Source organism: Mesorhizobium sp. IMUNJ 23232, assembly GCF_044326205.1.
Lineage (GTDB): Bacteria > Pseudomonadota > Alphaproteobacteria > Rhizobiales > Rhizobiaceae > Kumtagia.
In genome coordinates this window covers 39,356-61,081 of record NZ_JBIRCY010000002.1, presented here as the reverse complement: position 1 = coordinate 61,081, position 21,726 = coordinate 39,356, and the positions used below count along the sequence as shown (strand labels likewise).

Sequence of the window (21,726 nt, the reverse complement as noted above, 5' to 3'; positions counted from 1 at the left end):
GATCGATATTGGTTTTGCCCATACTACCACTATTCGTGGCTAGACCGTGATTCTCCGGAGTTCTCATGACTGACCCGAAGGCTACTTTGGAACAGCGCTTGCGAGCGCTCGACAGGGACAAGCTCGTCGCGCTGCTGGTGAAACGCACCAGGATCGATGAGGGTTTCGCATCATGGGTCGAGTGGGAACTGGCGGCGATGCCCTCGCTGCCAACCGAGGCGCCGCGCGTAGCGATCGACCCGAAGGCGATCGAGCGGCAGGTCCGCGCCGCGTTTTCTGAAGGCACCTCGCAGCCACGCGGCCGGTATGACTACCACAATGAAGCCGATCCAGACGAGGCTGCGATCACCGCACTGATCGACAATGCAAGATCCTTCCTCGCGGCAGGGGACATAAGAACCGCTTTGGCGATCGTCGCGCCGATCGCCGACGCCCTGGTCCCGGGCTTACATCGAACGGATGAGCTGGGACGAAACGCTGCACGAATTCTTTCCGGTCATCGGCCAGTTCGTAGCGGAGGCCGTGCTGACGGAAGACCTCACGCCCGACGAACGGGACGATCTTGCCGCCCGACTGGACGGCTGGCGCGGCGAACTCGACGACTATGGGATCAGCGAGTATTTCCAGGTCGCGATGGACGCGCTCGAACAGGGCTGGGGGGCGCCCGGCCTTGCCGATGCGCTGGCGGGCCGCAGCGAGCGCTGGCCGACGGAAGGCAAGGACAAGTGGACCGAGGATCTGCTGGCCGAGGCGCGGCTGCAGGTGCTCGACCGAAGCGGGCGGCATGACGAGTACCTTAACCTGGCTCGTGCGACCGGAAGGCATAGCGACCACGCCGCGATGCTGCTGCGCCTTGGCCGGACAGAGGACGCCGCCGGCTACGCCCGCGAAAAATTCCGCTCCGGCGACGAGGTTTTGCGGCTTGCGCGCCTTCTGAACGAGGCAGGCGACACCGAGGCGGCACTGGCCCTGGCCGAATGGGGTTTGGCGATGAAGTCCGAGACGGGCTGGGAGGAGCGAGTGGGGCTCGCTCAGTGGCTGCGCGATACTGCCGCCGGGCTGGGAAGGCATGCGCTCGCCATGACGGCAGCGGCAGCGGCTTTCGAGCGCAGCCTTTCCATCGAGGATTTCAGGCACGCCAAGATCGTTGCGCAACAGGATTGGGACCAACTGCGCCTGCGTCTCCTTGGGGAGCTGACCAAGGTGAAATACGGCCAGGACCGAACCGAGATTTTCCTTGAGGAGGGCCTGATCGACGAGGCGGTGAGGTCCGTCATGGTGAAGAACCATTTGCAGAACCCGAGCGATCATGTGCTGCTGCGGCTGGCGGAGGCGGCACATGCCAGCCACCCGGACTGGGTCATCGATCTCTGCGAGCGCATGGCCGAGAACATCATGGAGACCGGGCAGGCGGGCTTCTATGAGCTGGCGGCGCAATGGCTGGAACGGGCTGCGCGCGCCTACGATGCGGCGGACCGGTTCGAGCTGTGGATGACCAGGCTCGATGGGCTGATCGAGAAACACAAGCGCAAATACAAGCTGAGGCCGCTGCTGGAGTCGCTGCGCACGGGCGGGTAGATGTGCGCGGCGGCCAAGAAGTCGGGCAATCGGTGCGTGCCGCAGAATCAATTCCGCCCATGAAAAATATTCTCGACATGCACCGGCCAGCGCCAGGGCAGGACGGCGACGAGGTCGAAGCGCATGGACAGGCGGGCGTGGTCGCGCTGGCGCGTCAGCCAGAGGTCGGCGGCGCCCTCGATGCGGCGTTCGGATGGGTAGGAGATCGCTTCCATCGCCTGCATCAGCGTTTTTCGCGCCTTGACCTCGACGATGAGAACGAGGTTGCCGCGCCGGGCGATCAGGTCGATCTCGCCGAGCGGCGTGCGGTAGCGGCGGGCGACGATGCGAAACCCCTTGACCAGCAGGGCGAGTGCGGCCAGCCACTCGCCGCGATGCCCGCGCCGATAGGCTTTCAGCCGGAAGCGGGCGTCATCAGGCGTCATCCGCCTTCAAATCCATGAGGCGGCGGTAAAGGTCCGGCTTGCGTCCGCCGGTCATGCGCGCGGCTTCGGCGGCGGCCTTCGACGCCGGCATCTCGGCTGCGAGCGACAGCAGCAGGCGGTCGATATCGTGGGCATCGAGCGGAGCTTCGGCGGCAGGAGGCCCGACGCAGACGACGATCTCGCCCTTTGGCGTGTCGGCGGCGGCATAGAATTCCGCCAGCTCAGCTAGCGTGCCGGTGCGCATTTCCTCAAACGCCTTGGTCAGTTCGCGGCCGACCGCCGCCTTGCGCTCGCCATAGACGTCGGCCATCGCGGCCAGCGTGTCGGCCAGCCGGCGTGGGGATTCGAAAAATATCAGCGTCGCCGGGACCGCTTTCAGCTCCTCCAGCCGCGCGCGCCGTTGTCCGTCCTTGACCGGCAAAAAACCGGCGAACAAAAATGTGTCTGATGGCAGGCCGGAGGCGGTGAGGGCGGCGAGCACGGCCGAAGGACCGGGGATCGGGACGACGCGAATTCCTGCCGCCAACGCCTGTTCTACCAGCCGGAAGCCGGGATCGGAGACCAGCGGCGTGCCGGCATCGGACACCAGCGCAACACTCCTCCCCTCGCTCAGGGCCTCGATCAGGCGAGGACCGGCCTCCGCCGCATTGTGCTCGTGATAGGGGGTCGGGCGCTGGCGGATGCCGTAGCGGTCGAGCAGGACGCGGGTGACCCGCGTGTCCTCGCAGGCGAGCACGTCGGCGGCGGCGAGTGTTTCCAAGGCGCGCAAGGTGATGTCGCCGAGATTGCCGATCGGCGTAGCGACAAGATAGAGCGCGGCTTCCAGGGGGCGGGCGGGAATTTCCGCCTGTCCGACCATGAAGGCGCGGATTTTAACGGTGTCTTTCACGGGACTGAAACTCGCATCTGCGCCTTGTGCCACGCGCTACGTGGACAGCGCAAAAGAAGATTGATTTGCGCCGCAATTTTACCGCGTTGCGGAACGATATCGCCGCCCGCCCGTTAATTCCCGCCCGAGGAGGAGTTCATGGAATCACTTCAGATACAGGACGCTTTCGCGCCCTATTATGTCGATCGTCCCGCCAAGGCCGACAAGACCGCCAAGCGCAAGGAAACCAGCGCCCTGACGGTTCACCCGTCCGACATCAGGACGAGGCTGGAGGCCTGCCGCAACCGGCTCGCCCGCGCCATAGCGGCGGCGGAAGCGGAAAGGCGCTGACCACGATGCCGGCGCGTTTCGACGCATTCGTCGGCCGCATCGCCAGCGCCTCGCAGAACCGTTCAGGCGCGGTAGGCGACCAAAACCGCTCCACCCGCGATAAGAACGATGCCAAGCCAGTTCGCAAAAGTCAGCCGCTCGCCAAGAAAAGCGGCGGCAAAGACCGCGACCAGGACCACGCTCAGCTTGTCTAGCGGAGCGACCCGCGCCGCGTCCCCCAGCTTCAGTGCGCGAAAATAGCAGAGCCAGGACGCGCCGGTCGCCAGGCCGGACAGGATGAGGAACATCCATGTGCGGCCGCCGATCGATGCGGGCGGTTGCCATTGACCGGTGGCGGCGACGATCGCGGCTATGACAGCCAGGATCACCACTGTCCGGATCAACGTAGCGAAGTCCGGATTGATGCCGCTGACGCCCACCTTCGCGAAAATCGCGGTGAGAGCGGCGAAGACCGCTGACAGGATTGCCCAGAACTGCCAGGAAGACAAAGCGGTGTTCATTTCAGTGGCTCCGGGCAATCGATTCAACCCAAATATCGCGAGACACGGGTTTCGAGCAGTCTGACCAGTTCAGGGTCCATGAACGCATAATCGTCCGGTATGTCGAGGCAATGATCCGGGCGCCCTTGAGGCTGCTCCTGAATTTCTTCTGGAGTTTCGCCCGATGAGCTTTCTCCATGACGAAGATCAGATCGGCCCATGAGACGAGTTCGGGCGTCAGGGGATTGTCGGCATCATGATTGGTTCCGGCGGAAGCCACTTCGATGTCGCGACGCGTGGAGAAGACCTGCTCGGCGGTCGGACTGCGCAGGCGGTTCTGGCTGCAGACGAACAGGACGTTCTTCATTGGCGAGGTTACCGCGCCAAATCCGCCACCACGGCATTGAGCACCACCATCCCCGCAGGCGTGGCGCGCAGGCGGGAATTGCCGATCGAGGCGACGAGCCCTTCGCCCTGCAAGATGGCCAGCCGCTCCGGCGAGAGTTCGCGCCCGGAGAGGCGCTCGTAGCGGTCGAGGTCGATGCCTTCCGCCAGCCGCAGGCCCATGAGCAAAAACTCGTCGGCCTCTTCCGAGCGGTTGAGGATTTCGCCATCGACGACGCCGTGGCCCTTGGCTTCGACCAGGTTGAGCCAGGTTTCCGGCGTCTTCTCCGTCACCGTGACGACGCGGCGGTCGTGCTCGACGAAGCGGCCATGAGCACCGGGGCCGATCCCGGCATATTCGCCGTAGCGCCAATAGGTCAGATTGTGGCGGCTCTCCGCGCCGGGCCGGGCGTGGTTGGAGATTTCGTAGGCCGGCAGGCCGCGCGCCGCCGTTACGGCTTGCGTCAGGTCGTAGAGATCGGCGGCAAGGTCCATGTCGGGCATAGCGATCTTGCCGGCGGCATGCAGCGCGTGGAAGCGCGTGCCTTCCTCGATGGTCAACTGGTAGAGCGAAAGATGGTCGGCGGCGTAGCCGATCGCTTCGTTGAGTTCCGCCTCCCATGCATCTAGCGTCTGGCCGGGGCGCGCGTAGATCAGGTCGAAGGAGAGGCGGGGGAAGATGTCGCGGGCAAGGCCGATCGCGTTGAGCGCTTCCTCGACATTGTGCAGGCGGCCGAGGAAACGCAGGTCGGCATCGTTCAGCGCCTGCACGCCGAGCGAGACGCGGTTGACGCCGGCGGCACGGTAGCCGCGGAACCGCTCGGCCTCGACGGAGGAAGGATTAGCCTCCAAAGTGATCTCTATGTCCGCTGGCACCGTCCAGTGCTGGGCGATCGCGTCAAGAACCGCGCTAACCGTCTCCGGCTGCATAAGCGACGGCGTGCCGCCGCCGAGGAAGATGCTGGTGACGGTGCGCGGGCCGGTGCGCTCGCGCGTCGTTGCCATCTCGCGCTCGAAAGCGGCGGCGAAACGCGGCTGATCGACCGGCTGGTGGCGGACATGGCTGTTGAAGTCGCAATAGGGGCATTTGGCCGCGCAGAACGGCCAGTGGACGTAGACTCCGAATCCCGGATCGCCGATCATCCGGTCACGCCGAGCCCAGCTTCGCCCGGGCGAATTTCTGGAAGGCGCGGGCGCGGTGCGACAGGGCGTCGGCCTGTCCGGGCTTCCATCCGTGCTTTTCCTCGGCGCTCATCTCGCCGAATGTGCGGTCGTGGCCATCGGGGACGAAGACCGGGTCGTAACCGAAACCCTTGTCGCCGCGCGGCGGCCAGACGAGGTGGCCCTCCGCCTCGCCGCGAAAATATTCGGCCTCGCCGTCCGGCCAGGCGAGGCAGATGACGGCGACGAAGCGGCCGGTGCGTTGTGCCGGCTCTGTCGCGCCGACTTCCTGCAGGGCCACCTCGGCGCGCTGCATGGCGAGGTTGAAGTCGCGACCGCCGTCCGGCGTCTCGGCCCAGGTTGCGGTGTAGACGCCGGGCTGGCCCCCAAGCGCGTCAATGCACAGGCCGGAATCGTCGGACAGCGCCGGCAGGCCGGTGGCCTTCGCCGCCGCGAATGCCTTGATGTAGGCGTTTTCCTCGAAGGTCGTGCCGGTCTCGTCGGGCTCGGGCAGGCCAAAATCCTTCGCCGAGCGCGCTTCGATGCCGAAGGGCGCCATCAGGTCGGCGAACTCGCGCAGCTTGCCGCCGTTATGGCTGGCGACGACCAGTTTCTTCTCGGCTAGTGGCCGCATCAAAAACCCCAGATCCTCGGCTCGGCGAATTCGAGCGAATTGCCAGACGGATCGCGAAAATAGATCGAGCGGCCGCCATTCGGCCATTCGAAATCGGCCTCGATGGTGATTCCCAGTGCCGCGAGCCGGGTTTTCCACTGTTCAATTTCCTGCGCCGTGGCGGCAAAGCAGAGATGGCCCCGGCCAGCGGCGCCGTGCGGCGGCACGGGCAATCTCGCTTCCGGTGCTGGCGGGATTTTGGTCGCCTCGGCGTTGAAGAGCAGCAGCACGCCCTGGCCGCAGCGGAAGAAGACGTGCCGGCCGTCGACGCGGGCGATCCGCGACAGACCGAGCGCGTCGCGGTAAAAAACTTCCGCCGCATCGAGATCGGTCACATAGAGCGCGGATTCGAGGATGGCGGAAGGGGTCATTGCGCCGCTAGGCCACTGCCATCTGCTGCAGATTCACCAGCCGTGAAATGCCCTTGCGGGCGAGCGCCATCAGGGCGGCGAATTCCTCTTCGGTGAACGGCGCGCCTTCCGCCGTGCCCTGTATCTCGACGATGCCGCCCTTGCCGGTCATGACGAAGTTGGCGTCGGTGCCGGCGGCGGAATCCTCGACATAGTCGAGGTCGAGCACCGGCTGGCCGTCATGGATGCCGCAGGAGATGGCGGCGACATGGTCCTTCAGCACCTTGGACACCGTCGTCATCTGGCGAGTCTCCATCCAGCGCAGGCAGTCGTGCAGCGCCACCCAGCCGCCGGTAATGGAGGCGGTGCGGGTGCCGCCATCGGCCTGGATGACGTCACAATCCACCGTGATCTGCATCTCGCCTAGTGCCTGAAGATCGACCACGGCACGCAGCGAGCGGCCGATCAGCCGCTGGATTTCCAGCGTGCGCCCACCCTGCTTGCCGGTGGAGGCCTCGCGGCGGGTGCGTTCGCCGGTGGCGCGGGGCAGCATGCCATATTCGGCCGTCACCCAACCTCGGCCGGTGTTGCGCATCCAGCCCGGCACCTTTTCCTCGAGGCTTGCGGTGCAAAGCACATGCGTGTCGCCGAACTTCACCAGGCAGGAGCCCTCCGCGTGTTTGGAGACGTTGCGCTCGAAAGAAATCGCGCGCATTTCGTCGGGCTGTCTCTTGGAGGGACGCATCAATACTCCTAGGGTTCAAATCGTGGCGGGCTTGTAGACCCGCGCGCAAGGCAGAGCAAAGGAAAAGCGGTCAGGGCAGGCGTTCGAATTTCAGCACGTGATCGCCCTTGTATTCGATCTCGCCGTAGTGCCCGTAGCCGAGCTTGCGCGCGACGCCGATGGACGCGGCATTGTCCGGATCGATGATGCAGACGGTGCGCCGGGCGCCACGTTCGGCGTCGAACCAGCGATGGGCAGCGTGTGCCGCTTCGGTGGCGTAGCCTTTGCCCTGGCCGTGGCCTGCGAAAACCCACGCAGCCTCCGGGAAAGGATCGAAGTCGTCGCCGAGATCTCGATGGAAGTCGGCAAGGCCGGTGTCTCCGACATAGCGGCCGGTCTGCCTGTCGACGACGGCGAAGACGCCATGGCCGAGGGCCGTCCAATGGCCGATGTTGCGCAGAAGCTTGTTCCAGACGTCCTGTCGGGTCGCATGCGCGCCATGGGTGATGAACTGCATCACTTCGGCGTCGTTGCTGACGGCCAGCAATTCGTCAAAATCGTTGAGGATATGGGGACGGAGGATAAGGCGTTCGGTCTCGATCATCGGGTTCCGCTTGTCAGGTGGGCCACGCTGTTTATATCTTTCACAAGGACATGAACACGCCGATCAAAGATCCAACCCTGCAATCGCTCGATGCCCGTTCGCGCGATATTTTCCGGCGCATCGTCGATTCCTATCTGCTCGACGGCGAGCCGGTGGGGTCGCGCAATCTCTCGCGCATGCTGCCGGCAACGCTGTCGCCGGCCACCGTGCGCAACGTCATGAGCGACCTGGAGCAGCTTGGACTGATCTATGCCCCGCATATCTCGGCCGGGCGGCTGCCGACGCAAAGGGGGCTGCGCTTCTTCGTCGACGCTTTCCTCGAACTCGGCGACCTGACGGAAGAGGAACGCCGCTCGATCGACACGCAGATCAAGGCATCGGGGCAGGGGGTGTCGGTCGAGCAGATGCTGACGGAGGCCAGCCAACTGCTTTCCGGCGCCTCGCGCGGCGCGGGGCTGGTGCTGGCGGCCAAGAGCGAGGTGCCGCTGAAGCATATCGAATTCATCCCGTTGGAGCCGCAGCGGGCGCTGGCGGTGCTGGTGTCGCAGAATGGCGACGTCGAGAACCGCGTGATCGAGCTGCCGGCGGGCGTGACCGCGTCGCAATTGCAGGAGGCGTCGAATTTTCTCAACGCCCATATACGCGGCCGCACGCTGGCCGAGGCGCGCACCGAGATCGCGCGTGTCCAAGAGGAGACCAAGGCAGCGCTGGATACGCTGTCGCAGCAATTGGTGGAAAAGGGGCTGGCGGTGTGGGCCGGCGCCGAAAGCGGCCTGCCGGCCCGCCTGATCGTGCGCGGCCGCGCCAATCTGCTGGAGAATGTGACGGCTCAGGCCGACCTGGATTTGCTGCGGCACCTGTTCGAGGACATGGAGACGCAGGACGGCATGATCCAGCTTCTCGATCTTGCCGAGGCAGGGTCCGGCGTGCGCATCTTCATCGGCTCGGAGAACAAGCTGTTTTCGCTTTCCGGCTCGTCGCTGGTGGTGGCGCCCTATCGCGACAAGGATGCGCGCGTTGTGGGAGCGCTTGGCGTCATCGGGCCGACGCGGCTGAATTATGCCCGCATCGTGCCGATGGTGGATTATACGGCGCAGTTGATCTCGAGGATGCTGCGGTAGGCGCGTCGTCGCATGTAGGCGTGGCCCGGCCGTCCGATCCGGTATAGGCTCCTTCATATGAAGTGACGAGGCGGGAGGCTGTCATGGCTCTGGAACAGATTAAGGCGCAGATTGCGCTTTTGCTGGAAGAGATGGTCAGCCGGCCCGAAGACGCGCACGAGGTGCACGAGCAGGTGCGCGAAAAGCTCTCCGAGCTACGGGCAATGGGCATGCCGCTGCCGCAGGACCTGGTCGAACTGGAGCAGATGCTCGACCAGGCAGGGTACTGAGAGACCGGCGCCGCGTTTCGGCAGACGCCAAGTTCACCGCTACTTGCGCGTGCCGTTCAGCGTCATGTCGAACTGCACGACGTTGGAATAGATCGGCGTGCCGACATCCATGCCGTAGGGCGAGCGGTAGATCGAGCCGGTGACGCGGAAGGAGATGGCCTTGCCGTTGCGCTTGCCGACCGTCGCCGCGAACTGCGCTTTTCGCGATTTGCCGCGCGCCGTCAGCACGCCGTCGATGCGAGCCTCGTCGTTGCCGGTCCTGGTGACCGAGGTCGAGCGGAAGGTGATTTCGGGATAGTTGGCGATGTCGAACACCGCGTCGGAGCGCAGGAAATCCGTGATGCGTGCTTGGTCGGCCTTCACGCTCTTGGAGAACAGGGTGATCGTCACATTCGACTTCGCGACGTTGTTGCCGTCGATCTTGAAGGAGCCGCTGTAGGAGCCGAAGCTGCCGTTGATGCCGCCGCCGCCGACCTGGTCGACCTTGAAGTTGATCCTGGAGGAGGGATCGATGCGGTAGTTGCCGGCTGCTTCGGACAGCGTGTCGGCGGAGGCAGGCGTGACGGCAAGCAAGAGGCCTGCGGCCAGAGCCCATCCGGCAAGTTTGCCGGCGCGGGCCCGCAGGGGGACATGATCAGACATGGTCGTTGGTCTCCAGAGTGACGCGACGCGTCGCCGGCCGTGCCGCCCGGCCGGGCAGCATGCGGACAAGCACGTCGTCGCGCAGGACAAAATGATGCGCCAGCGCCGCTGCCGCGTGGCCGACGGCCAGCGCGCCGGCGCCATAGGCCAGGAGTTTGTGTGCCTCGCGCCAGAACGCTTCCGCTTCGTCGGAAGGCGCCATCGGCAGATGCGGCACGACCACGAGGTTGAAGGCGAAGCTCGGTATGCCCAGCGTCGAGGTTGACGCCAGCGCCCAACCGGCCAGCGGCACTACGAGCGTGGCGATGAGCAACGTCCATTGCACGATCTCCGCGGCGACCCGCTCCGGGCCGGACATCGTGGAGACCGGCCCAGGTTTTCTCGCCGCCAGCCGCCACAGCAGGCGCAGCAGCGCCAGTGCCAGGATCAGGAAACCGAAGGATTTGTGCCACTGGATCATCTCGAACTGCAGGGCCATGCTTTTGACCTGCTCCATCGAGAAGCCGAAAGCGATCTGGCCTAGAAACAGCAGCGCGATCGTCCAGTGCAGGGCGATCGCGACGTAGCCGTAGGTGTTTTCGCGATTGCGCGACATGTCCGTTCCAAGCGTGCCGGATCTTCCGGCTTCATCGAGACTAACGCTGCGCGTAGCGCCAATATTCCGGCGAAGATCGCCTTGACTGGCCCGGATGGAAATTCCGCGCTGCGCTATTTTCCATACAGCGGATTTGTGGCAATAGCTGCGTCCCGTTTCGGAGAGCAGCCATGACGCTTGCCGGTTTCATTGCCTATAGCGGCGCGCTGGCGCTGGCCGCTGCCATTCCCGGTCCGGGGGTGACGGCGCTGGTGGCGCGTGCGCTGGGTTCGGGTTTTCGCTCGTCGCTGTTCATGTCGCTCGGGCTGATCGTCGGCGACCTGACTTATCTGACGGCGGTAGTGCTCGGCCTGGCGCTGGTGGCGCAGACCTTCGGCATGCTGTTCCTCGTGGTCAAATGGTTCGGTGTCGCTTATCTCGCGTATCTTGCCTGGACGTTCTGGAGAAGCGGGATCACGCCGGAAAGCGTCGAGGCGCGCAAGGGCAAGGGTGGGCTGGCATCTAGCTTCGTCGCCGGCCTGACGGTGACGCTGGGCAATCCCAAGACGATGATCTTCTACCTTGCGCTGGTGCCGACGCTGGTCGATCTCCAGACGATCACGCTTCGCGACTACGGCGTGCTGGCGGCAATCACTGTCGTCGTGCTGCTGATCGTGCTGGTGCCTTACCTGGCGCTGGCGGCGAAGGCGCGCTGGTTCCTGAAGACGCCGCGCGCGCTGAGGGCGCTCAACCGCACGGCCGCCACCTTCATGGCGGGTGCGGCGCTGGCGATTGCGTCGCGGCAGTAACGCGCGGTTCAAGCCGGCGCCGACTTTGCGTCGATGTAGGACGTGACGACCGATCGCGTGTCGGCGCTTGCGACGACCGGCACGATCTCCATGGTCACACCCGTTCCCCGCCAGTGCAGGATCCATTGCTGGAACAGCTTCGGATCGTCGCACCGCATGACCTGGAAACAGCGCGCGAAATTGGCTTCGACCCAACTGTCGACGAATTCCAACCCATCCGGAAGGCCGCGCCCGCTCTCGCGAAAGCGCTCGTAGATCGGAACCATGTCGTTGTTTTCGAAGCGTTCGATGACCATGAAAAGCATTTGTTCCTGCTTTCGTCGCTCTCGCCAAACAGCTTTGCGTTGAAGTTGCCAAAGCCGGTTTAATGTTCCGATTCCGGGGCTCGGCACCTCTACCAATCTCGGCTATCTTGCCCGCCAAAATCAATCGAGGAGCGAAACGATGAACAAGCCGGTCAGCACGACGCACGTTCCCGGACGCGGACGCGTCTACCATTCCATCACCGAGACGATCGGCGACACACCGCTGGTCCGGCTCGACAAGTTCGCCAAGGAGAAGGGCATCGTCGCCAACCTGTTGGCAAAACTCGAATTCTTCAATCCGATCGCCAGCGTCAAGGACCGCATCGGCGTCGCCATGATCGAGGCGCTGGAAGCGCAGGGGCGGATCACGCCCGGCAAGACGACGCTGATCGAGCCGACCTCGGGCAATACCGGCATCGCGCTGGCCTTCGCGGCGGCGGCCAAGGGCTACAAGCTGATCCTCACCATGCCCGAGACCATGTCGCTGGAGCGGCGGAAAATGCTGGCCCTGCTCGGCGCCGAGCTGGTGCTGACCGAAGGCGCCAAGGGCATGAAGGGGGCGATCGCCAAGGCGGACGAGCTTGCCACCACGCTGCCCGACGCGGTGATCCCGCAGCAGTTCGAGAACCCGGCCAATCCGGAAATCCACCGGCAGACGACGGCGGAAGAGATATGGAACGACACGCAGGGCGGCATCGACATTTTTGTCGCCGGCATCGGCACCGGCGGCACGATCACCGGCGTCGGCCAGGTGATCAAGAAGCGAAAACCGTCGCTGCATGTGGTGGCGGTCGAGCCGGAGGCCTCGCCGGTGCTGTCCGGCGGCCAGCCCGGCCCGCACAAGATCCAGGGCATCGGTGCCGGTTTTGCGCCGAAAATTCTCGACACGACGATCTATGACGAGATCGTCAAGGTTTCGAACGAGGATTCGATCGCCAATGCGCGGCTGGTCGCGCGGCTGGAAGGCGTGCCGGTCGGCATTTCGTCCGGCGCGGCGCTGCAGGCGGCCATCGTCGTCGGCTCGCGGCCGGAGAATGCCGGCAAGAATCTGGTCGTGATCATCCCGTCCTTCGCAGAGCGCTATCTGTCGACGGTGCTGTTCGAGGGTCTGGGCGGCTAAGAAGGCTGTCCCGGCACATCCGGACCGTTCCCTGCCCGGCTGCGGCCGTCGCGCTCCGATGCCTTGCGGGCAGACGGAGGGTGGCACGCGCTGGTCCAAACTGTTAGACCGCCACGGCGTTGACGAAAACCTCCTCCCACTGTTCTGTCAGGCAAACAACGGGAGGGGATTTCATGCACACGCTTTACAGCCGGCCGGGTTCCGGCGGGTTCGTCGTTGAGGCGGCGCTGGCGATTGCCGGCGCGCCCTATGAAGTCGTCCATGTCGAGAAGGCGTCGCCGCCCGCAGGCTTTGAAAAGCTGAGCCCGCTCAGGCAAGTGCCGGCGCTGACGCTGCCGGACGGGCGAACCATCACCGAATCCGGCGCTATCTGCCTGCTGCTTTCGGAGACATTTCCCGATGCCGGGCTCGGCCCGGCAGCAGGTTCGCAGGACCGGCCGGAATTCCTGCGCTGGATGTTTTTCCTGTCGTCCATGCTCTATCCGACGCTGATGCGCTTCTTCTTCTGCGAGCGCTCGACCACCGACCCAGGCGGTCTGGAGGCGGTGAAGGAAGCGGCTGTTATCGAGGCCGACCGGGGGTTTTCGATCATGGACCAAGCTCTGACGGGCCGCGATTGGCTGGTTGGCGGACAAAGATCGATCGCCGATATCTATCTGCTGATGCTCGCCTACTGGCATCCGATTGCTGATAAGCCGCGCGACGAGTGGACGAACATCATCCGCGTTTGTGAGGCGCTGAAGCGCGATCCGCTGGTGGCGGAGCTCAATGAGATGCACCGGTTCTGGTGAGCGGAAGGTGATCAGATAGCAGGTTCATTTGCCGTGGCCGTCAGCGCTGACGGTCATAAAAATAACCTGAGGCATAAAGGCGCCGTCAATTCAGCAGCGACGTCGGCAGTTCGTCCATCCTGCCCTGCAAAAACCGTTGCACCGCCGGGTCGCGCTCAAGCGCAATTGCCCGCCGATAGGCCTCGCGAGCGCTGTCGTTGTGATCCAGCCGGGTCAGCACGATGCCGCGCGCTGCCCAGTAGGGCTGGTAGTCGGCTAGCCTGCGGTCGGCCGAAAGACGGTCGAGGATCGCGAGGCCAGCCTTGGCATGGCCGGATTCGGCGAGCGCCACGGCTCGGTTGACCTCGACGACCGGCGAATAGGACAGGCGCCCCAGCATCCGGTAGAGTTCGGCGATGGCCGGCCAATCGGTGCGGCCGGTTTGCCGCCGCGCGCAATGGGCCGATTGCAGCGCCGCCTCGATCTGGTAGCGGCCGGGCTGCGCAAGGCGCATGGCGCATGCCAGCATCTGTTCCGCATCGTCGATCATCGCGTCGTCCCAGAGAGCGATATCCTGGTCGGCCAGCGGTACGTAGTCGCCGCCCGCTGTTCGCCGCGCTTCGCGCCGCGCCTCTGCGTAGAGCATGAGCGCCAGCAGGCCGAGCGCCTCAGGCTCGCCGGGCATCAGGGATGCGACCAGGCGCCCGAGCCAGATCGCCTCGCCGGCGAGGTCACGGCGCCGGCTGTCGCCGCCGGCGGGATCCGACCAGCCTTCGGTGAAGGCCGCGTAGATCGCCTCCAGCACGGCGTCGAGCCGCTCCGGCAGATCGGCGCGGTCGGGCAGCCGGAACGGAATACCGGTCTGGCGAATACGCGTCTTCGCGCGGACCAGCCGCTGCCCCATGGTGGCCGGCGCCACAAGAAAGGCGGAAGCGATGGTGGTGGCGTCAAAGCCGAGTACGGTCTGCAAGATCAGCGGCGCCCGGATTTCGGGGTTGATCGCCGGATGCGCGCAAGCAAACATCAGCGCCAGCCGCTTGTCGGGCACGTCCTCGCTGTCGGCTTTCAGTTCCATCGCCTTGCTCTCCTCGCCGATCAGCAGCAGGTGGTCCTGTGCGTCGATCCCCACCTTGAGATGCCTCTGGCGGTCGATGGCGCGGCGGCGGACGACCGTCAGCAGCCAGGCCTCCGGCCGGTCCGGCACGCCGTTGCGCGGCCACTGCTCCAGCGCGGTGGCGAAGGCATCAGCCAGTGCATCCTCGGCGGCGGCCACGTCGCGGCTGCGGGCGGCCAGCACCGCGAGCAGCCGGCCATAACTCTGCCGGGCGGCGGTTTCGGCCGCCGCCCGTGCATCCCAGGGTCTCGGCACGGCGGTCATGCCACCTGCATCTCCCAGATCGGCCGCACTTCGATGACCCCGTGGCTCGCGGCCGGGCAGCGGGCCGCCCACGATATCGCTGCATCCAGGTCCGGCGCCTCGATCTTGTAGTAGCCGCCGAATGCCTCCTTGGTGTCGGCATACGGTCCGTCGAGGACCTGGGTCTTGTCGTCGCGCATGCGCACGGTCGTTGCAGCGCTGGTGGGCCGCAGCCGGTCGCCGGCGATCCATACCCCGGCCTTTTTCATGTCATCCGTGTAGGTGGCATAGGCAGGCAGCATGGTCTGCATCCGCGCCGGCGGGATTTTCGCCGCTTCGGCCTCGTTGATGTAGATCATCAGCAGATATTGCATGGGAATTCTCCTTGTTCGCGGGCCGCGTATGTCGCGTACCGATCCTATGTCGCGCGGCAGTCCGCCATTTCGACAGGCCAGCAGAAAAATTCCCTCGCAGCCACGTTTTTCATAGGCTCTTTCGCGCGAGCCTAAGCCATTCGTCTCAATTGCCAATTGGTGGTTGGCATTTCGGGCTCGGCCGCTAAACTCCCCAGGCGATCGAGGTGCGAGCAGGCGCAGCGGCAAATCATCAGGGAGGAACGGCATGCTGGAATTGGGCAGGAAAATCATGACAGCCGGCGCGGTGGCTGTGGCGGTCGGCTTTGCCGCCATGCCCGCCAAGGCGCAGGAATTCATCAACGTGCTGACCGGCGGCACGTCCGGCGTCTATTATCCGCTCGGCGTCGCCCTGTCGGAAATCTACGGCAAGGGCATCGAGGGTTCGCGCACGCAGGTGCAGGCGACCAAGGCCTCGGTCGAGAATTTGAACCTGCTGCAGCAAGGCAAGGGCGAGATCGCTTTCGCGCTGGGCGATTCGGTCGCTTTGGCTTGGGAAGGCGACAAGGAGGCGGGCTATCCCGGCAAGCTCGACAAGCTGCGCGGCATCGCCGCCATCTATCCGAACTACATTCAAATCGTCGCGTCGCAGGAATCCGGCATCAAGTCGCTGGCCGATCTCAAGGGAAAAAGCCTGTCGGTTGGCGCGCCTGCCTCCGGCACGGAACTCAACGCCCGCGCCATCTTCGCCGCCGCCGGCATGAAATACGAGGATCTCGGCAAGGTCGAGTATCTGCCCTTCGCCGAATCCGTCGAACTGATCAAGAACCGCCAGCTCGACGCCACCTTGCAGTCGGCCGGCCTCGGCGTCGCCTCCATCCGCGACCTCGCCACCTCGCTGCCGATCAACGTCGTCGCGGTTCCGGCGGACGCCGTGGCCAAGATCGGCTCGCCCTATCTGTCGGTGACGATCCCCGCAGGCACGTATGAGGGGCAGGCGGAGGACGTGAGCACGGCGGCGGTCGGCAATTTCCTGATCACCCATTCAGACGTCTCCGACGAGACGGCCTACCAGATGACGAAGCTTCTGTTCGAGAACCTGCCGCAACTGGTCGCCGCCCACGCCGCCGCCAAGGCGATCGACCCGAAGAAGGCGCTGGACGGCATGCCGGTTCCCCTGCATCCGGGCGCCGAGCGCTACTACAAGGAAGCGGGCCTGCTGAAGTAGAGCCAGCGCCGCACGGCTAAGCTTTTGCTCCGTCGCACCCCCCTCTGTCCTGTCGGACGCCCTTCGCTGTCGCTTCGGGCGTTCGTCGCTCGAAAAGCCAAATCCTTGGCTTTTCGTCCGCTACGCGGACCGCTCCTCACCCCCCTCAACGGGGGAGATTGGCCGTCACGACTGCTTTCGCTAATCGCGGACGTTGCGGAGTGGGCGGCTTCATCGAAGCTGCCAATCTCCCCCCTTGCGGGGGAGATGTCCGGCAGGACAGAGGGGGGTGCCTCGCGCATGTCGTTCAATCGCGTGTGGAAACTCCAATGAGCGCGATGACGCCATCCACCGCCGAAGAACCGATCGAAGGCCTTCCCGAAGGCTGGGGCGTGGGGTTTTCCGCACGGATCGCCTTCGGCATCGCCATCGCTTTCTCCGCCTTCCAGCTTTTCACCGCCGCCTATGGCGTCCTGCCCAGCCAGGTCATCCGGGCCATGCATGTCGGCTTCCTGCTGCTGCTCGGCTTCGGGCTGATCGCCAATTTGCGGGCCAAAAGCCCAGCGGCGAAAGGCTGGTTCTGGCTCCTGGGTATCCTCGGCTTCGCCACCGGCCTCTACAACTGGATCGAATATGTGCCGCTGCTGCATCGCAGCGGCTTTCTGACCACGCCCGACGTGATCATCGGCACGCTGCTGATCGTGCTGGTGTTCGAGGCGTCGCGGCAACTGATGGGGCTGCCGCTCACCATCATGTGCGGCCTGTTCCTCGCCTACTGCTTCTTCGGCCAGTACCTGCCGGGTCCGCTCGTGCATCGCGGCTACGATTTCGTGCAGATCGTCGACTATTTCGCCTATGGCACCGAGGGCATTTTCGGCACGCCGGTCTATGTGTCGGCGGCTTACATCTTCATTTTCGTGGTGTTTGCCGCCTTCCTCGAACGGGCGGGCATGATCGCGCTGTTCAACGATGTGGCGCTCGGCCTCGTCGGCGCGTGGCGCGGCGGGCCGGCGCAGGTCTGCGTGCTTTCCTCGGCGCTGATGGGAACGATTTCCGGCTCGGGCGTCGCCAATGTGGTGGCCAGCGGCCAGTTCACCATCCCGCTGATGAAACGTTTCGGTTTTCGCGCCGCCTTCGCCGGCGGGGTCGAGGCGACGTCGTCGATGGGCGGCCAGATCATGCCGCCGGTGATGGGCGCCGTCGCCTTCATCATGGCCGAGACGCTGAACATTCCCTATGCGGAAGTGGTCAAGGCGGCGATCATTCCGGCAATCCTCTATTTCGGCGCCTGCTTCTGGCAGGTCTATCTGGAGGCCGGAAAGGCCGGGCTGCGCGGCATGAACAAGGCCGAACTGCCGAATCCATGGGATGCGATAAAGCAGCATTGGCCGTTGGTGCTGCCGCTGGCCGCGCTGGTCTATCTGCTGTTTGCCGGCTACACGCCGATCTTCGCCGGCACGATGGGGCTGGCGCTGACCGTCGTGCTCATCCTTGGCACGCCGCTTGCGGCGCTGATCGGGCCCGTCGCCTTCCGCATCGTGTTCTGGATCGCGCTCGGACTTGCGGCGGCAGCCTTCATGCGCTTCGGCGTCAATGTGCTGGCGCTGGTCATCGGGGCGCTGGTCGCGGCCTGCTTGGCCTTCAAGGGCGGGCGGGAAACGCTGGCGATCTGCCGCGACTCGCTTGCGGAGGGGGCCAAGAATGCGCTGCCGGTCGGCATTGCCTGCGCCATCGTCGGCATCGTCATCGGCACGCTGACGCTGACCGGCATCGCCTCGACGCTGATTGGCGCGATCATTGCCATCGGCAAGGACAATCTGTTCCTGTCGCTGGTTCTGACCATGGTCACATGCCTGATCCTTGGCATGGGTATCCCGACCATTCCCAACTACATCATCACCTCGTCGCTGGCTGGGCCGGCGCTGCTCGAACTCGGCGTGCCGCTGATCGTCAGCCACATGTTCGTGTTCTATTTCGGCATCATGGCGGACCTGACCCCGCCCGTGGCGCTGGCCGCCTTCGCCGCCGCGCCGATGGCGAAGGTCTCGGGCCAGAAGATCGGCTGGGAGGCGACGAAACTTGCGATGGCGGGTTATGTCGTGCCGTTCATGGCGGTCTACACGCCGGCGCTGATGCTGCAGGAGCCGGGGCCGATGGCGGCCGCCTTCGGCTACCCGGTCGAGGTCGCGTATATCGTTTTCAAGGCTTGTATCGGCATCGGCCTGTGGGGAGCAGCCGTCGTCGGCTTCCTGTTCGGAAGGCTGGCCATATGGGAACGGCTGGTGGCCTTCGGTGCAGGATTGCTGCTGGTGCTCGGCCTGCCGCTCACCGACGAGACCGGTTTCGCGCTGGCGGCGCTGCTGGTAGCGCAGCACTGGTGGCGTGGGCGAGAGACGGTTTGGCCATGACCAAGGTTGCCCCCTTTGCGGATTGTCGAGCCTGACCGTGATGCTCTGCCTCCTCGCGGCCGGCAAGACGACTGTGCTTGCTGCCTCCGCCTTCACCCTGTCGTGGACGCATTCGGTGGAGAAGACTCGCTGGGAGGAGGACTGGCGGGTGACGCCCGCCGGCCTGGAGATCGTCGAAGCGCGCGTAAAAGGCTCGGGTGCCGGCATGGAGCCACCCGCCGATGCGGTGTTGAAGGATGGCTGGTGGGTCTATGCGCCGAAACTGCCGCCGCGCGACCGGATCGTGCTCGCCGCCTCCGGCGCCACGCCTTCGGGCTGGACATTGTGCACCGCGGCAGGCTGCCGGGAACTCGGCGCGGCGGCGGGCAGCGCTATCGAGATTTCCGCCTGCAATGGTTCACCGGGTGCCTCGAAATAGAATCCGGAAAGTACGCTAACGCATTGTTGTTTATTTGTTTTCGTTCGTCGGTGCGGCTTGGCATCAGGTGCCGGAAACCGGTGCCAGCCAGCCGCGATAGCGCACCACCAGGCCGGCCAGCGGGAGAGAGATGCCGACATCGAAACGGAAGCGGCCGTCCTCGACATATTCGGCGGTCTCGCTTCTTGGCATCAGCGCCTTCGGCATTGGTATGCCCAGAAAACACCAGCTTTCAACCGGCCAGGTCACGCGGCCATCCGTCGTGGAAAGTTGCAGCCGGAAGCTGAACGGGCCGAAGCGTTCGGTCAGGCGGCCGGGCGGATAGTCGGGTTTTCGCGACAGGTGCGACACGAAGGGTTTTCCGTCGAAGCGCCGTGTCCAGCGCTCGCCGCGGGCGGTCTTTTCCTTGAAGACCTCCACCGCCACTTTCCGGGTTTCGGCGGGAAAGCCGAACGTCCAACCGGCCAACCTCGACAGAAGACCCTTGCCGCGCTCGACCGAGGCTTCCCCGGCGAAGGTATCGCAATCGTAAATCTCGGCCAGCCGCCGCCATTCTACCGGCAGGCAAGCAAGGTCCCTGGACAGAACCTGTTCCAGCAACGGCGTTGCCGGCCTTTCGTCCATGCCGAAGCGGAAGACAAAGCCGGCAAGTCCTGCTTCGATTTCCGCAAGTGACAGCACCCCGACTGCGGGCCGCGCGCCAGGCGCTGGTCCGTCCGCCGCAAGCAGCCGTTTCGCCAGAAGTAGCGCCGGTGTCGGCGGGATTTCCGGCCCGTCGCCGGATTCGGCAATCAGCGTCCAGGTCCGCTCCACGGCGTTGCCATCTTGGTCGCGGCCGGCGGCGCGGGCGATCATGCCGCCACGGTCCGAGCCGAAGCGTTCCAGCCTGTCGGCCATCCATTTCAGGGCAGGCGCCAACGGCGACAGGGATTTCAACCATCGCCAGCGCACGGGCAAGGCGAGCGCCCACAGGCCAAGATGCAGAATCTTTAGCTCCAGCCCGGCTTCGAAGCTGACCGTGCGCGCGCCGTAGCGGTCGCGAAACAGCAGCAGGTCCGGTGCGCCGATCGGGCTGGCAAGCCGCCCTCGCAACGGTGCCGCGCCATCCACGACAAGATCGCGGCGGGAGACTCTGCCCCACGCCGCGATGTCCTCCCATCGCCCGCCGCGCAGGGCGGCCACCGGCCGGCCCGCCTGGCCGACGATGGCCTGCACCACCGAAAGTCCGCGCGGCGCCCGGTTGCCGGGCAGGATCGCCGAATAGACGGGGCCGACGGAGATCATGCCCTCGGTCAACCGGTCAAGCGCGGCGGAGGAAATCGTCGGCACGCTGCTGGCGCCCGAGATGACGGCTACGCCGGCCGCCTTGGCGGCATCGTCCAGCGCGTCGATACCGGCTACGAAGAGGCCGTCGTCGGCGAGGTCCAGATAGTGCGCGCCAGTGGCAACTGCTGCTCGCGCGACGCGATAGGGATCTTCGCCATAGGCCTGGAATGGGCCGGCGGCGTCGATCACGATCGTCGGCCGCAGTTCCGCGAAGATCGCCGTGAGGTCGGCGTCACGATCCAGTTGCAGCGGCGTCCCACCACGTCTGCCGCAATGCGCCCGCGCCTTGCCAATCGATCGGCCGGCAACCAGAATTTCCGCGTCGGTTTCCTGGACCAACCGTCCGACGAGGCGGCCACCGAACACCCCGTAGCCGCCGAGCACCAGGATTTTAGCCAATCAACCGGCTCCGCAAGGCAGGCGAGGGGATGTCGCAGGTGTCGCGCTTGCCGAACAGCGCGTAGCGATTTTTGGCGATGCGGTCGTAGAGCCAGCCGCGCAGCGTCGGCGGTAGAACCAGCAGCATCGACGCGGCCCGCCAAGGCCAGCCGAGTTCGCGCATGACGGCGACAAAGCTCTCTATGCGCATGTAGCCGACGCCGTCGATCAGGACGAGATTGGTCTCGTAGACGTCGGTCGGCAGGCCGAAATGCCGGAACAGGGCTTCGCCCAGCGGCGACTGCGCGGTGACGAAACGGAAGCGGTTGCGGCGGTCAAGCCGCGTCACCAGACGCGCAAAACCGGAGCACAGGACGCAGACGCCGTCGAAGACAATCAGCGGCCGGTCACGAAGGTCCGGCGGCAGGATGTCGTCCAGATTTTTGTCGGCAGGCATGTCGGATTTTCGCATGATGCTTCGTCATCAAGGTAGCGACGTTTGTATTGCCCGCAAGGCGCGTCGACGCCGCAGCCCGACCCTCTCGAGCCCGCGCGAGAGCGCAGGCGGGCACGTTGTGAGGATTGTCCGGGCCAATCTGTTTGGGAGGAGCGCTTGGCCAAGACCGATTACAAATCCGTGGACGAATATATCGCCGCGCAGCCGGAGGCGGCGCAAGGCGTGCTGAAGCAGGTCCGCGAAAGCATCCGCAAGGCGCTGCCGGGGGCCGAGGAGGTGATTTCGTACCAGATCCCCGCCTACAAGACGAAAGCCGGCAGGCCGATCTATTTCTCGGGGTGGAAAAAGCACTATTCGCTCTATCCGGCGACCGGGCCTCTCGTCGCGGCATTCAAGCACGAACTTGCAGTCTATGAGGTGGAGAAGGGAACGATCCGTTTCCCGCTTTCGGCGCCCGTGCCGGAAGACCTGATCGGACGCATGGCGTTGTTTCGCGCCAAGGAAGTCGAGGAAGAGGCGAAGACCAAAGCTGCGGCGGCTGCGGCGAAGAAGAAACGCTGAGGCTGGTTCAGGCAGCCCGGTTCAGCAGGTTGCGGACACGCCCATCCCCGGCGC

26 protein-coding genes and 1 pseudogene are annotated in these 21,726 nt (G+C 65.0%); 11 read left to right on the top strand and 16 right to left on the bottom strand.

What is annotated here, in order from left to right; all coding sequences use genetic code 11:
- The first annotated feature begins 459 nt into the window (after window positions 1–459).
- Window positions 460–1,578 (top strand): hypothetical protein, encoded by a 1,119-nt coding sequence (locus tag ACH196_RS02175; protein WP_396644541.1) that lies wholly within the window; start codon window positions 460–462, stop codon window positions 1,576–1,578.
- Window positions 1,579–1,625: 47 nt separating this feature from the next.
- Here ACH196_RS02175 and ACH196_RS02170 read toward each other — a convergent pair whose 3' ends face one another.
- Window positions 1,626–2,003, bottom strand: a complete 378-nt coding sequence (locus tag ACH196_RS02170; RefSeq protein ID WP_396644540.1) for a YraN family protein — start codon at window positions 2,001–2,003, stop codon at window positions 1,626–1,628.
- Complete coding sequence (gene rsmI / locus ACH196_RS02165) at window positions 1,993–2,862, bottom strand: 16S rRNA (cytidine(1402)-2'-O)-methyltransferase (RefSeq protein WP_396644759.1); 870 nt, start codon at window positions 2,860–2,862, stop codon at window positions 1,993–1,995. Before rsmI ends, ACH196_RS02170 begins: the two co-directional genes overlap by 11 nt.
- 168 nt (window positions 2,863–3,030) lie before the next feature.
- On the opposite strand from rsmI, the gene ACH196_RS02160 reads away from it, so the two are divergent.
- Complete coding sequence (locus tag ACH196_RS02160) at window positions 3,031–3,222, top strand: hypothetical protein (RefSeq protein WP_396644539.1); 192 nt, start codon at window positions 3,031–3,033, stop codon at window positions 3,220–3,222.
- 62 nt (window positions 3,223–3,284) lie between these two features.
- Here ACH196_RS02160 and ACH196_RS02155 read toward each other — a convergent pair whose 3' ends face one another.
- The 7 genes and pseudogenes from ACH196_RS02155 to ACH196_RS02125 all read right to left on the bottom strand — a co-directional run bounded on the left by ACH196_RS02155 (window position 3,285) and on the right by ACH196_RS02125 (window position 7,597).
- The gene (locus ACH196_RS02155; RefSeq protein ID WP_396644537.1) at window positions 3,285–3,722 is read right to left on the bottom strand and encodes an EamA family transporter; all 438 of its coding nucleotides are present in this window, start codon (window positions 3,720–3,722) and stop codon (window positions 3,285–3,287) included.
- A gap of 23 nt (window positions 3,723–3,745) precedes the next feature.
- A pseudogene (locus ACH196_RS02150) lies at window positions 3,746–4,068 on the bottom strand (low molecular weight protein tyrosine phosphatase family protein).
- An 8-nt stretch (window positions 4,069–4,076) separates the two neighbouring features.
- Window positions 4,077–5,228 carry a radical SAM family heme chaperone HemW gene (hemW, locus tag ACH196_RS02145; protein WP_396644535.1) on the bottom strand — a complete coding sequence of 384 codons (1,152 nt, stop codon included), beginning with the start codon at window positions 5,226–5,228 and terminating at the stop codon, window positions 4,077–4,079.
- A 4-nt stretch (window positions 5,229–5,232) separates the two neighbouring features.
- Entirely contained in the window at window positions 5,233–5,880 is a 648-nt protein-coding gene (gene rdgB, locus ACH196_RS02140; RefSeq protein ID WP_396644533.1) for an RdgB/HAM1 family non-canonical purine NTP pyrophosphatase, read from the bottom strand.
- Window positions 5,880–6,290, bottom strand: coding sequence for a VOC family protein (locus ACH196_RS02135; RefSeq protein WP_396644532.1), 411 nt, complete (start codon window positions 6,288–6,290; stop codon window positions 5,880–5,882). Before ACH196_RS02135 ends, rdgB begins: the two co-directional genes overlap by 1 nt.
- 7 nt (window positions 6,291–6,297) lie before the next feature.
- On the bottom strand, window positions 6,298–7,014 hold the full coding sequence (rph, locus tag ACH196_RS02130) for a ribonuclease PH (protein WP_396644531.1): 717 nt from the start codon (window positions 7,012–7,014) through the stop codon (window positions 6,298–6,300).
- A gap of 70 nt (window positions 7,015–7,084) precedes the next feature.
- Window positions 7,085–7,597 carry a GNAT family N-acetyltransferase gene (locus ACH196_RS02125; protein WP_396644530.1) on the bottom strand — a complete coding sequence of 171 codons (513 nt, stop codon included), beginning with the start codon at window positions 7,595–7,597 and terminating at the stop codon, window positions 7,085–7,087.
- 50 nt (window positions 7,598–7,647) lie between these two features.
- Here ACH196_RS02125 and hrcA point away from each other — a divergent pair, with 50 nt between their 5' ends.
- Both hrcA and ACH196_RS02115 read left to right on the top strand, forming a co-directional pair.
- Entirely contained in the window at window positions 7,648–8,718 is a 1,071-nt protein-coding gene (gene hrcA, locus ACH196_RS02120) for a heat-inducible transcriptional repressor HrcA (RefSeq protein ID WP_396644529.1), read from the top strand.
- 83 nt (window positions 8,719–8,801) lie between these two features.
- On the top strand, window positions 8,802–8,987 hold the full coding sequence (locus ACH196_RS02115; protein ID WP_396644528.1) for a hypothetical protein: 186 nt from the start codon (window positions 8,802–8,804) through the stop codon (window positions 8,985–8,987).
- Window positions 8,988–9,026: 39 nt separating this feature from the next.
- Here the strand turns inward: ACH196_RS02115 and ACH196_RS02110 are convergent, their stop codons facing one another.
- Entirely contained in the window at window positions 9,027–9,629 is a 603-nt protein-coding gene (locus ACH196_RS02110) for a YceI family protein (protein WP_396644527.1), read from the bottom strand.
- A complete protein-coding gene (locus tag ACH196_RS02105) occupies window positions 9,622–10,224 on the bottom strand; it encodes a cytochrome b (protein ID WP_396644526.1) in 603 nt (200 codons plus the stop codon). Before ACH196_RS02105 ends, ACH196_RS02110 begins: the two co-directional genes overlap by 8 nt.
- Before the next feature lie 170 nt (window positions 10,225–10,394).
- Here ACH196_RS02105 and ACH196_RS02100 point away from each other — a divergent pair, with 170 nt between their 5' ends.
- Window positions 10,395–11,012, top strand: a complete 618-nt coding sequence (locus ACH196_RS02100; RefSeq protein ID WP_396644524.1) for a LysE family translocator — start codon at window positions 10,395–10,397, stop codon at window positions 11,010–11,012.
- A gap of 8 nt (window positions 11,013–11,020) precedes the next feature.
- Here the strand turns inward: ACH196_RS02100 and ACH196_RS02095 are convergent, their stop codons facing one another.
- Window positions 11,021–11,317: a DUF3303 domain-containing protein gene (locus ACH196_RS02095; protein WP_396644522.1), complete on the bottom strand. Its 297-nt coding sequence runs from the start codon at window positions 11,315–11,317 to the stop codon at window positions 11,021–11,023.
- A 139-nt stretch (window positions 11,318–11,456) separates the two neighbouring features.
- Here ACH196_RS02095 and cysK point away from each other — a divergent pair, with 139 nt between their 5' ends.
- Entirely contained in the window at window positions 11,457–12,437 is a 981-nt protein-coding gene (gene cysK / locus ACH196_RS02090; RefSeq protein ID WP_396644520.1) for a cysteine synthase A, read from the top strand.
- 173 nt (window positions 12,438–12,610) lie between these two features.
- Window positions 12,611–13,228 (top strand): glutathione S-transferase family protein, encoded by a 618-nt coding sequence (locus ACH196_RS02085; RefSeq protein WP_396644519.1) that lies wholly within the window; start codon window positions 12,611–12,613, stop codon window positions 13,226–13,228.
- Window positions 13,229–13,313: 85 nt separating this feature from the next.
- Here the strand turns inward: ACH196_RS02085 and ACH196_RS02080 are convergent, their stop codons facing one another.
- Window positions 13,314–14,585: an RNA polymerase sigma factor gene (locus ACH196_RS02080; protein ID WP_396644517.1), complete on the bottom strand. Its 1,272-nt coding sequence runs from the start codon at window positions 14,583–14,585 to the stop codon at window positions 13,314–13,316.
- Entirely contained in the window at window positions 14,582–15,211 is a 630-nt protein-coding gene (locus tag ACH196_RS02075; RefSeq protein ID WP_396644516.1) for a YciI family protein, read from the bottom strand. The genes ACH196_RS02080 and ACH196_RS02075 overlap by 4 nt, the downstream gene beginning before the upstream one ends.
- Here ACH196_RS02075 and ACH196_RS02070 point away from each other — a divergent pair.
- The 3 genes from ACH196_RS02070 to ACH196_RS02060 all read left to right on the top strand — a co-directional run bounded on the left by ACH196_RS02070 (window position 15,186) and on the right by ACH196_RS02060 (window position 18,950).
- Window positions 15,186–16,145: a TAXI family TRAP transporter solute-binding subunit gene (locus ACH196_RS02070; protein ID WP_396644515.1), complete on the top strand. Its 960-nt coding sequence runs from the start codon at window positions 15,186–15,188 to the stop codon at window positions 16,143–16,145. The genes ACH196_RS02075 and ACH196_RS02070 overlap by 26 nt on opposite strands.
- Window positions 16,146–16,453: 308 nt before the next feature.
- Window positions 16,454–18,532, top strand: a complete 2,079-nt coding sequence (locus ACH196_RS02065) for a TRAP transporter permease (protein WP_396644513.1) — start codon at window positions 16,454–16,456, stop codon at window positions 18,530–18,532.
- A 37-nt stretch (window positions 18,533–18,569) separates the two neighbouring features.
- A complete protein-coding gene (locus ACH196_RS02060) occupies window positions 18,570–18,950 on the top strand; it encodes a DUF1850 domain-containing protein (protein WP_396644511.1) in 381 nt (126 codons plus the stop codon).
- A gap of 63 nt (window positions 18,951–19,013) precedes the next feature.
- Here the strand turns inward: ACH196_RS02060 and ACH196_RS02055 are convergent, their stop codons facing one another.
- Both ACH196_RS02055 and ACH196_RS02050 read right to left on the bottom strand, forming a co-directional pair.
- Window positions 19,014–20,675, bottom strand: a complete 1,662-nt coding sequence (locus tag ACH196_RS02055; RefSeq protein ID WP_396644510.1) for a DUF4166 domain-containing protein — start codon at window positions 20,673–20,675, stop codon at window positions 19,014–19,016.
- Window positions 20,668–21,111 carry a thiol-disulfide oxidoreductase DCC family protein gene (locus ACH196_RS02050; RefSeq protein WP_396644509.1) on the bottom strand — a complete coding sequence of 148 codons (444 nt, stop codon included), beginning with the start codon at window positions 21,109–21,111 and terminating at the stop codon, window positions 20,668–20,670. Before ACH196_RS02050 ends, ACH196_RS02055 begins: the two co-directional genes overlap by 8 nt.
- Before the next feature lie 156 nt (window positions 21,112–21,267).
- Here ACH196_RS02050 and ACH196_RS02045 point away from each other — a divergent pair, with 156 nt between their 5' ends.
- Window positions 21,268–21,672, top strand: a complete 405-nt coding sequence (locus ACH196_RS02045; protein WP_396644507.1) for an iron chaperone — start codon at window positions 21,268–21,270, stop codon at window positions 21,670–21,672.
- Window positions 21,673–21,726 lie beyond the last annotated feature (54 nt).

Excerpts from the sequence above, each read along its gene's own strand:
- ACH196_RS02175 (WP_396644541.1), top strand. The coding sequence starts at position 460 with ATGAGCTGGGACGAAACGCTGCACGAATTCTTTCCGGTCATCGGCCAG.
- ACH196_RS02170 (WP_396644540.1), bottom strand. The coding sequence starts at position 2,003 with ATGACGCCTGATGACGCCCGCTTCCGGCTGAAAGCCTATCGGCGCGGG.
- rsmI (WP_396644759.1), bottom strand. The coding sequence starts at position 2,862 with ATGGTCGGACAGGCGGAAATTCCCGCCCGCCCCCTGGAAGCCGCGCTC.
- ACH196_RS02160 (WP_396644539.1), top strand. The coding sequence starts at position 3,031 with ATGGAATCACTTCAGATACAGGACGCTTTCGCGCCCTATTATGTCGAT.
- ACH196_RS02155 (WP_396644537.1), bottom strand. The coding sequence starts at position 3,722 with ATGAACACCGCTTTGTCTTCCTGGCAGTTCTGGGCAATCCTGTCAGCG.
- hemW (WP_396644535.1), bottom strand. The coding sequence starts at position 5,228 with ATGATCGGCGATCCGGGATTCGGAGTCTACGTCCACTGGCCGTTCTGC.
- rdgB (WP_396644533.1), bottom strand. The coding sequence starts at position 5,880 with ATGCGGCCACTAGCCGAGAAGAAACTGGTCGTCGCCAGCCATAACGGC.
- ACH196_RS02135 (WP_396644532.1), bottom strand. The coding sequence starts at position 6,290 with ATGACCCCTTCCGCCATCCTCGAATCCGCGCTCTATGTGACCGATCTC.
- rph (WP_396644531.1), bottom strand. The coding sequence starts at position 7,014 with ATGCGTCCCTCCAAGAGACAGCCCGACGAAATGCGCGCGATTTCTTTC.
- ACH196_RS02125 (WP_396644530.1), bottom strand. The coding sequence starts at position 7,597 with ATGATCGAGACCGAACGCCTTATCCTCCGTCCCCATATCCTCAACGAT.
- hrcA (WP_396644529.1), top strand. The coding sequence starts at position 7,648 with ATGAACACGCCGATCAAAGATCCAACCCTGCAATCGCTCGATGCCCGT.
- ACH196_RS02115 (WP_396644528.1), top strand. The coding sequence starts at position 8,802 with ATGGCTCTGGAACAGATTAAGGCGCAGATTGCGCTTTTGCTGGAAGAG.
- ACH196_RS02110 (WP_396644527.1), bottom strand. The coding sequence starts at position 9,629 with ATGTCTGATCATGTCCCCCTGCGGGCCCGCGCCGGCAAACTTGCCGGA.
- ACH196_RS02105 (WP_396644526.1), bottom strand. The coding sequence starts at position 10,224 with ATGTCGCGCAATCGCGAAAACACCTACGGCTACGTCGCGATCGCCCTG.
- ACH196_RS02100 (WP_396644524.1), top strand. The coding sequence starts at position 10,395 with ATGACGCTTGCCGGTTTCATTGCCTATAGCGGCGCGCTGGCGCTGGCC.
- ACH196_RS02095 (WP_396644522.1), bottom strand. The coding sequence starts at position 11,317 with ATGCTTTTCATGGTCATCGAACGCTTCGAAAACAACGACATGGTTCCG.
- cysK (WP_396644520.1), top strand. The coding sequence starts at position 11,457 with ATGAACAAGCCGGTCAGCACGACGCACGTTCCCGGACGCGGACGCGTC.
- ACH196_RS02085 (WP_396644519.1), top strand. The coding sequence starts at position 12,611 with ATGCACACGCTTTACAGCCGGCCGGGTTCCGGCGGGTTCGTCGTTGAG.
- ACH196_RS02080 (WP_396644517.1), bottom strand. The coding sequence starts at position 14,585 with ATGACCGCCGTGCCGAGACCCTGGGATGCACGGGCGGCGGCCGAAACC.
- ACH196_RS02070 (WP_396644515.1), top strand. The coding sequence starts at position 15,186 with ATGCTGGAATTGGGCAGGAAAATCATGACAGCCGGCGCGGTGGCTGTG.
- ACH196_RS02075 (WP_396644516.1), bottom strand. The coding sequence starts at position 15,211 with ATGATTTTCCTGCCCAATTCCAGCATGCCGTTCCTCCCTGATGATTTG.
- ACH196_RS02065 (WP_396644513.1), top strand. The coding sequence starts at position 16,454 with ATGAGCGCGATGACGCCATCCACCGCCGAAGAACCGATCGAAGGCCTT.
- ACH196_RS02050 (WP_396644509.1), bottom strand. The coding sequence starts at position 21,111 with ATGCCTGCCGACAAAAATCTGGACGACATCCTGCCGCCGGACCTTCGT.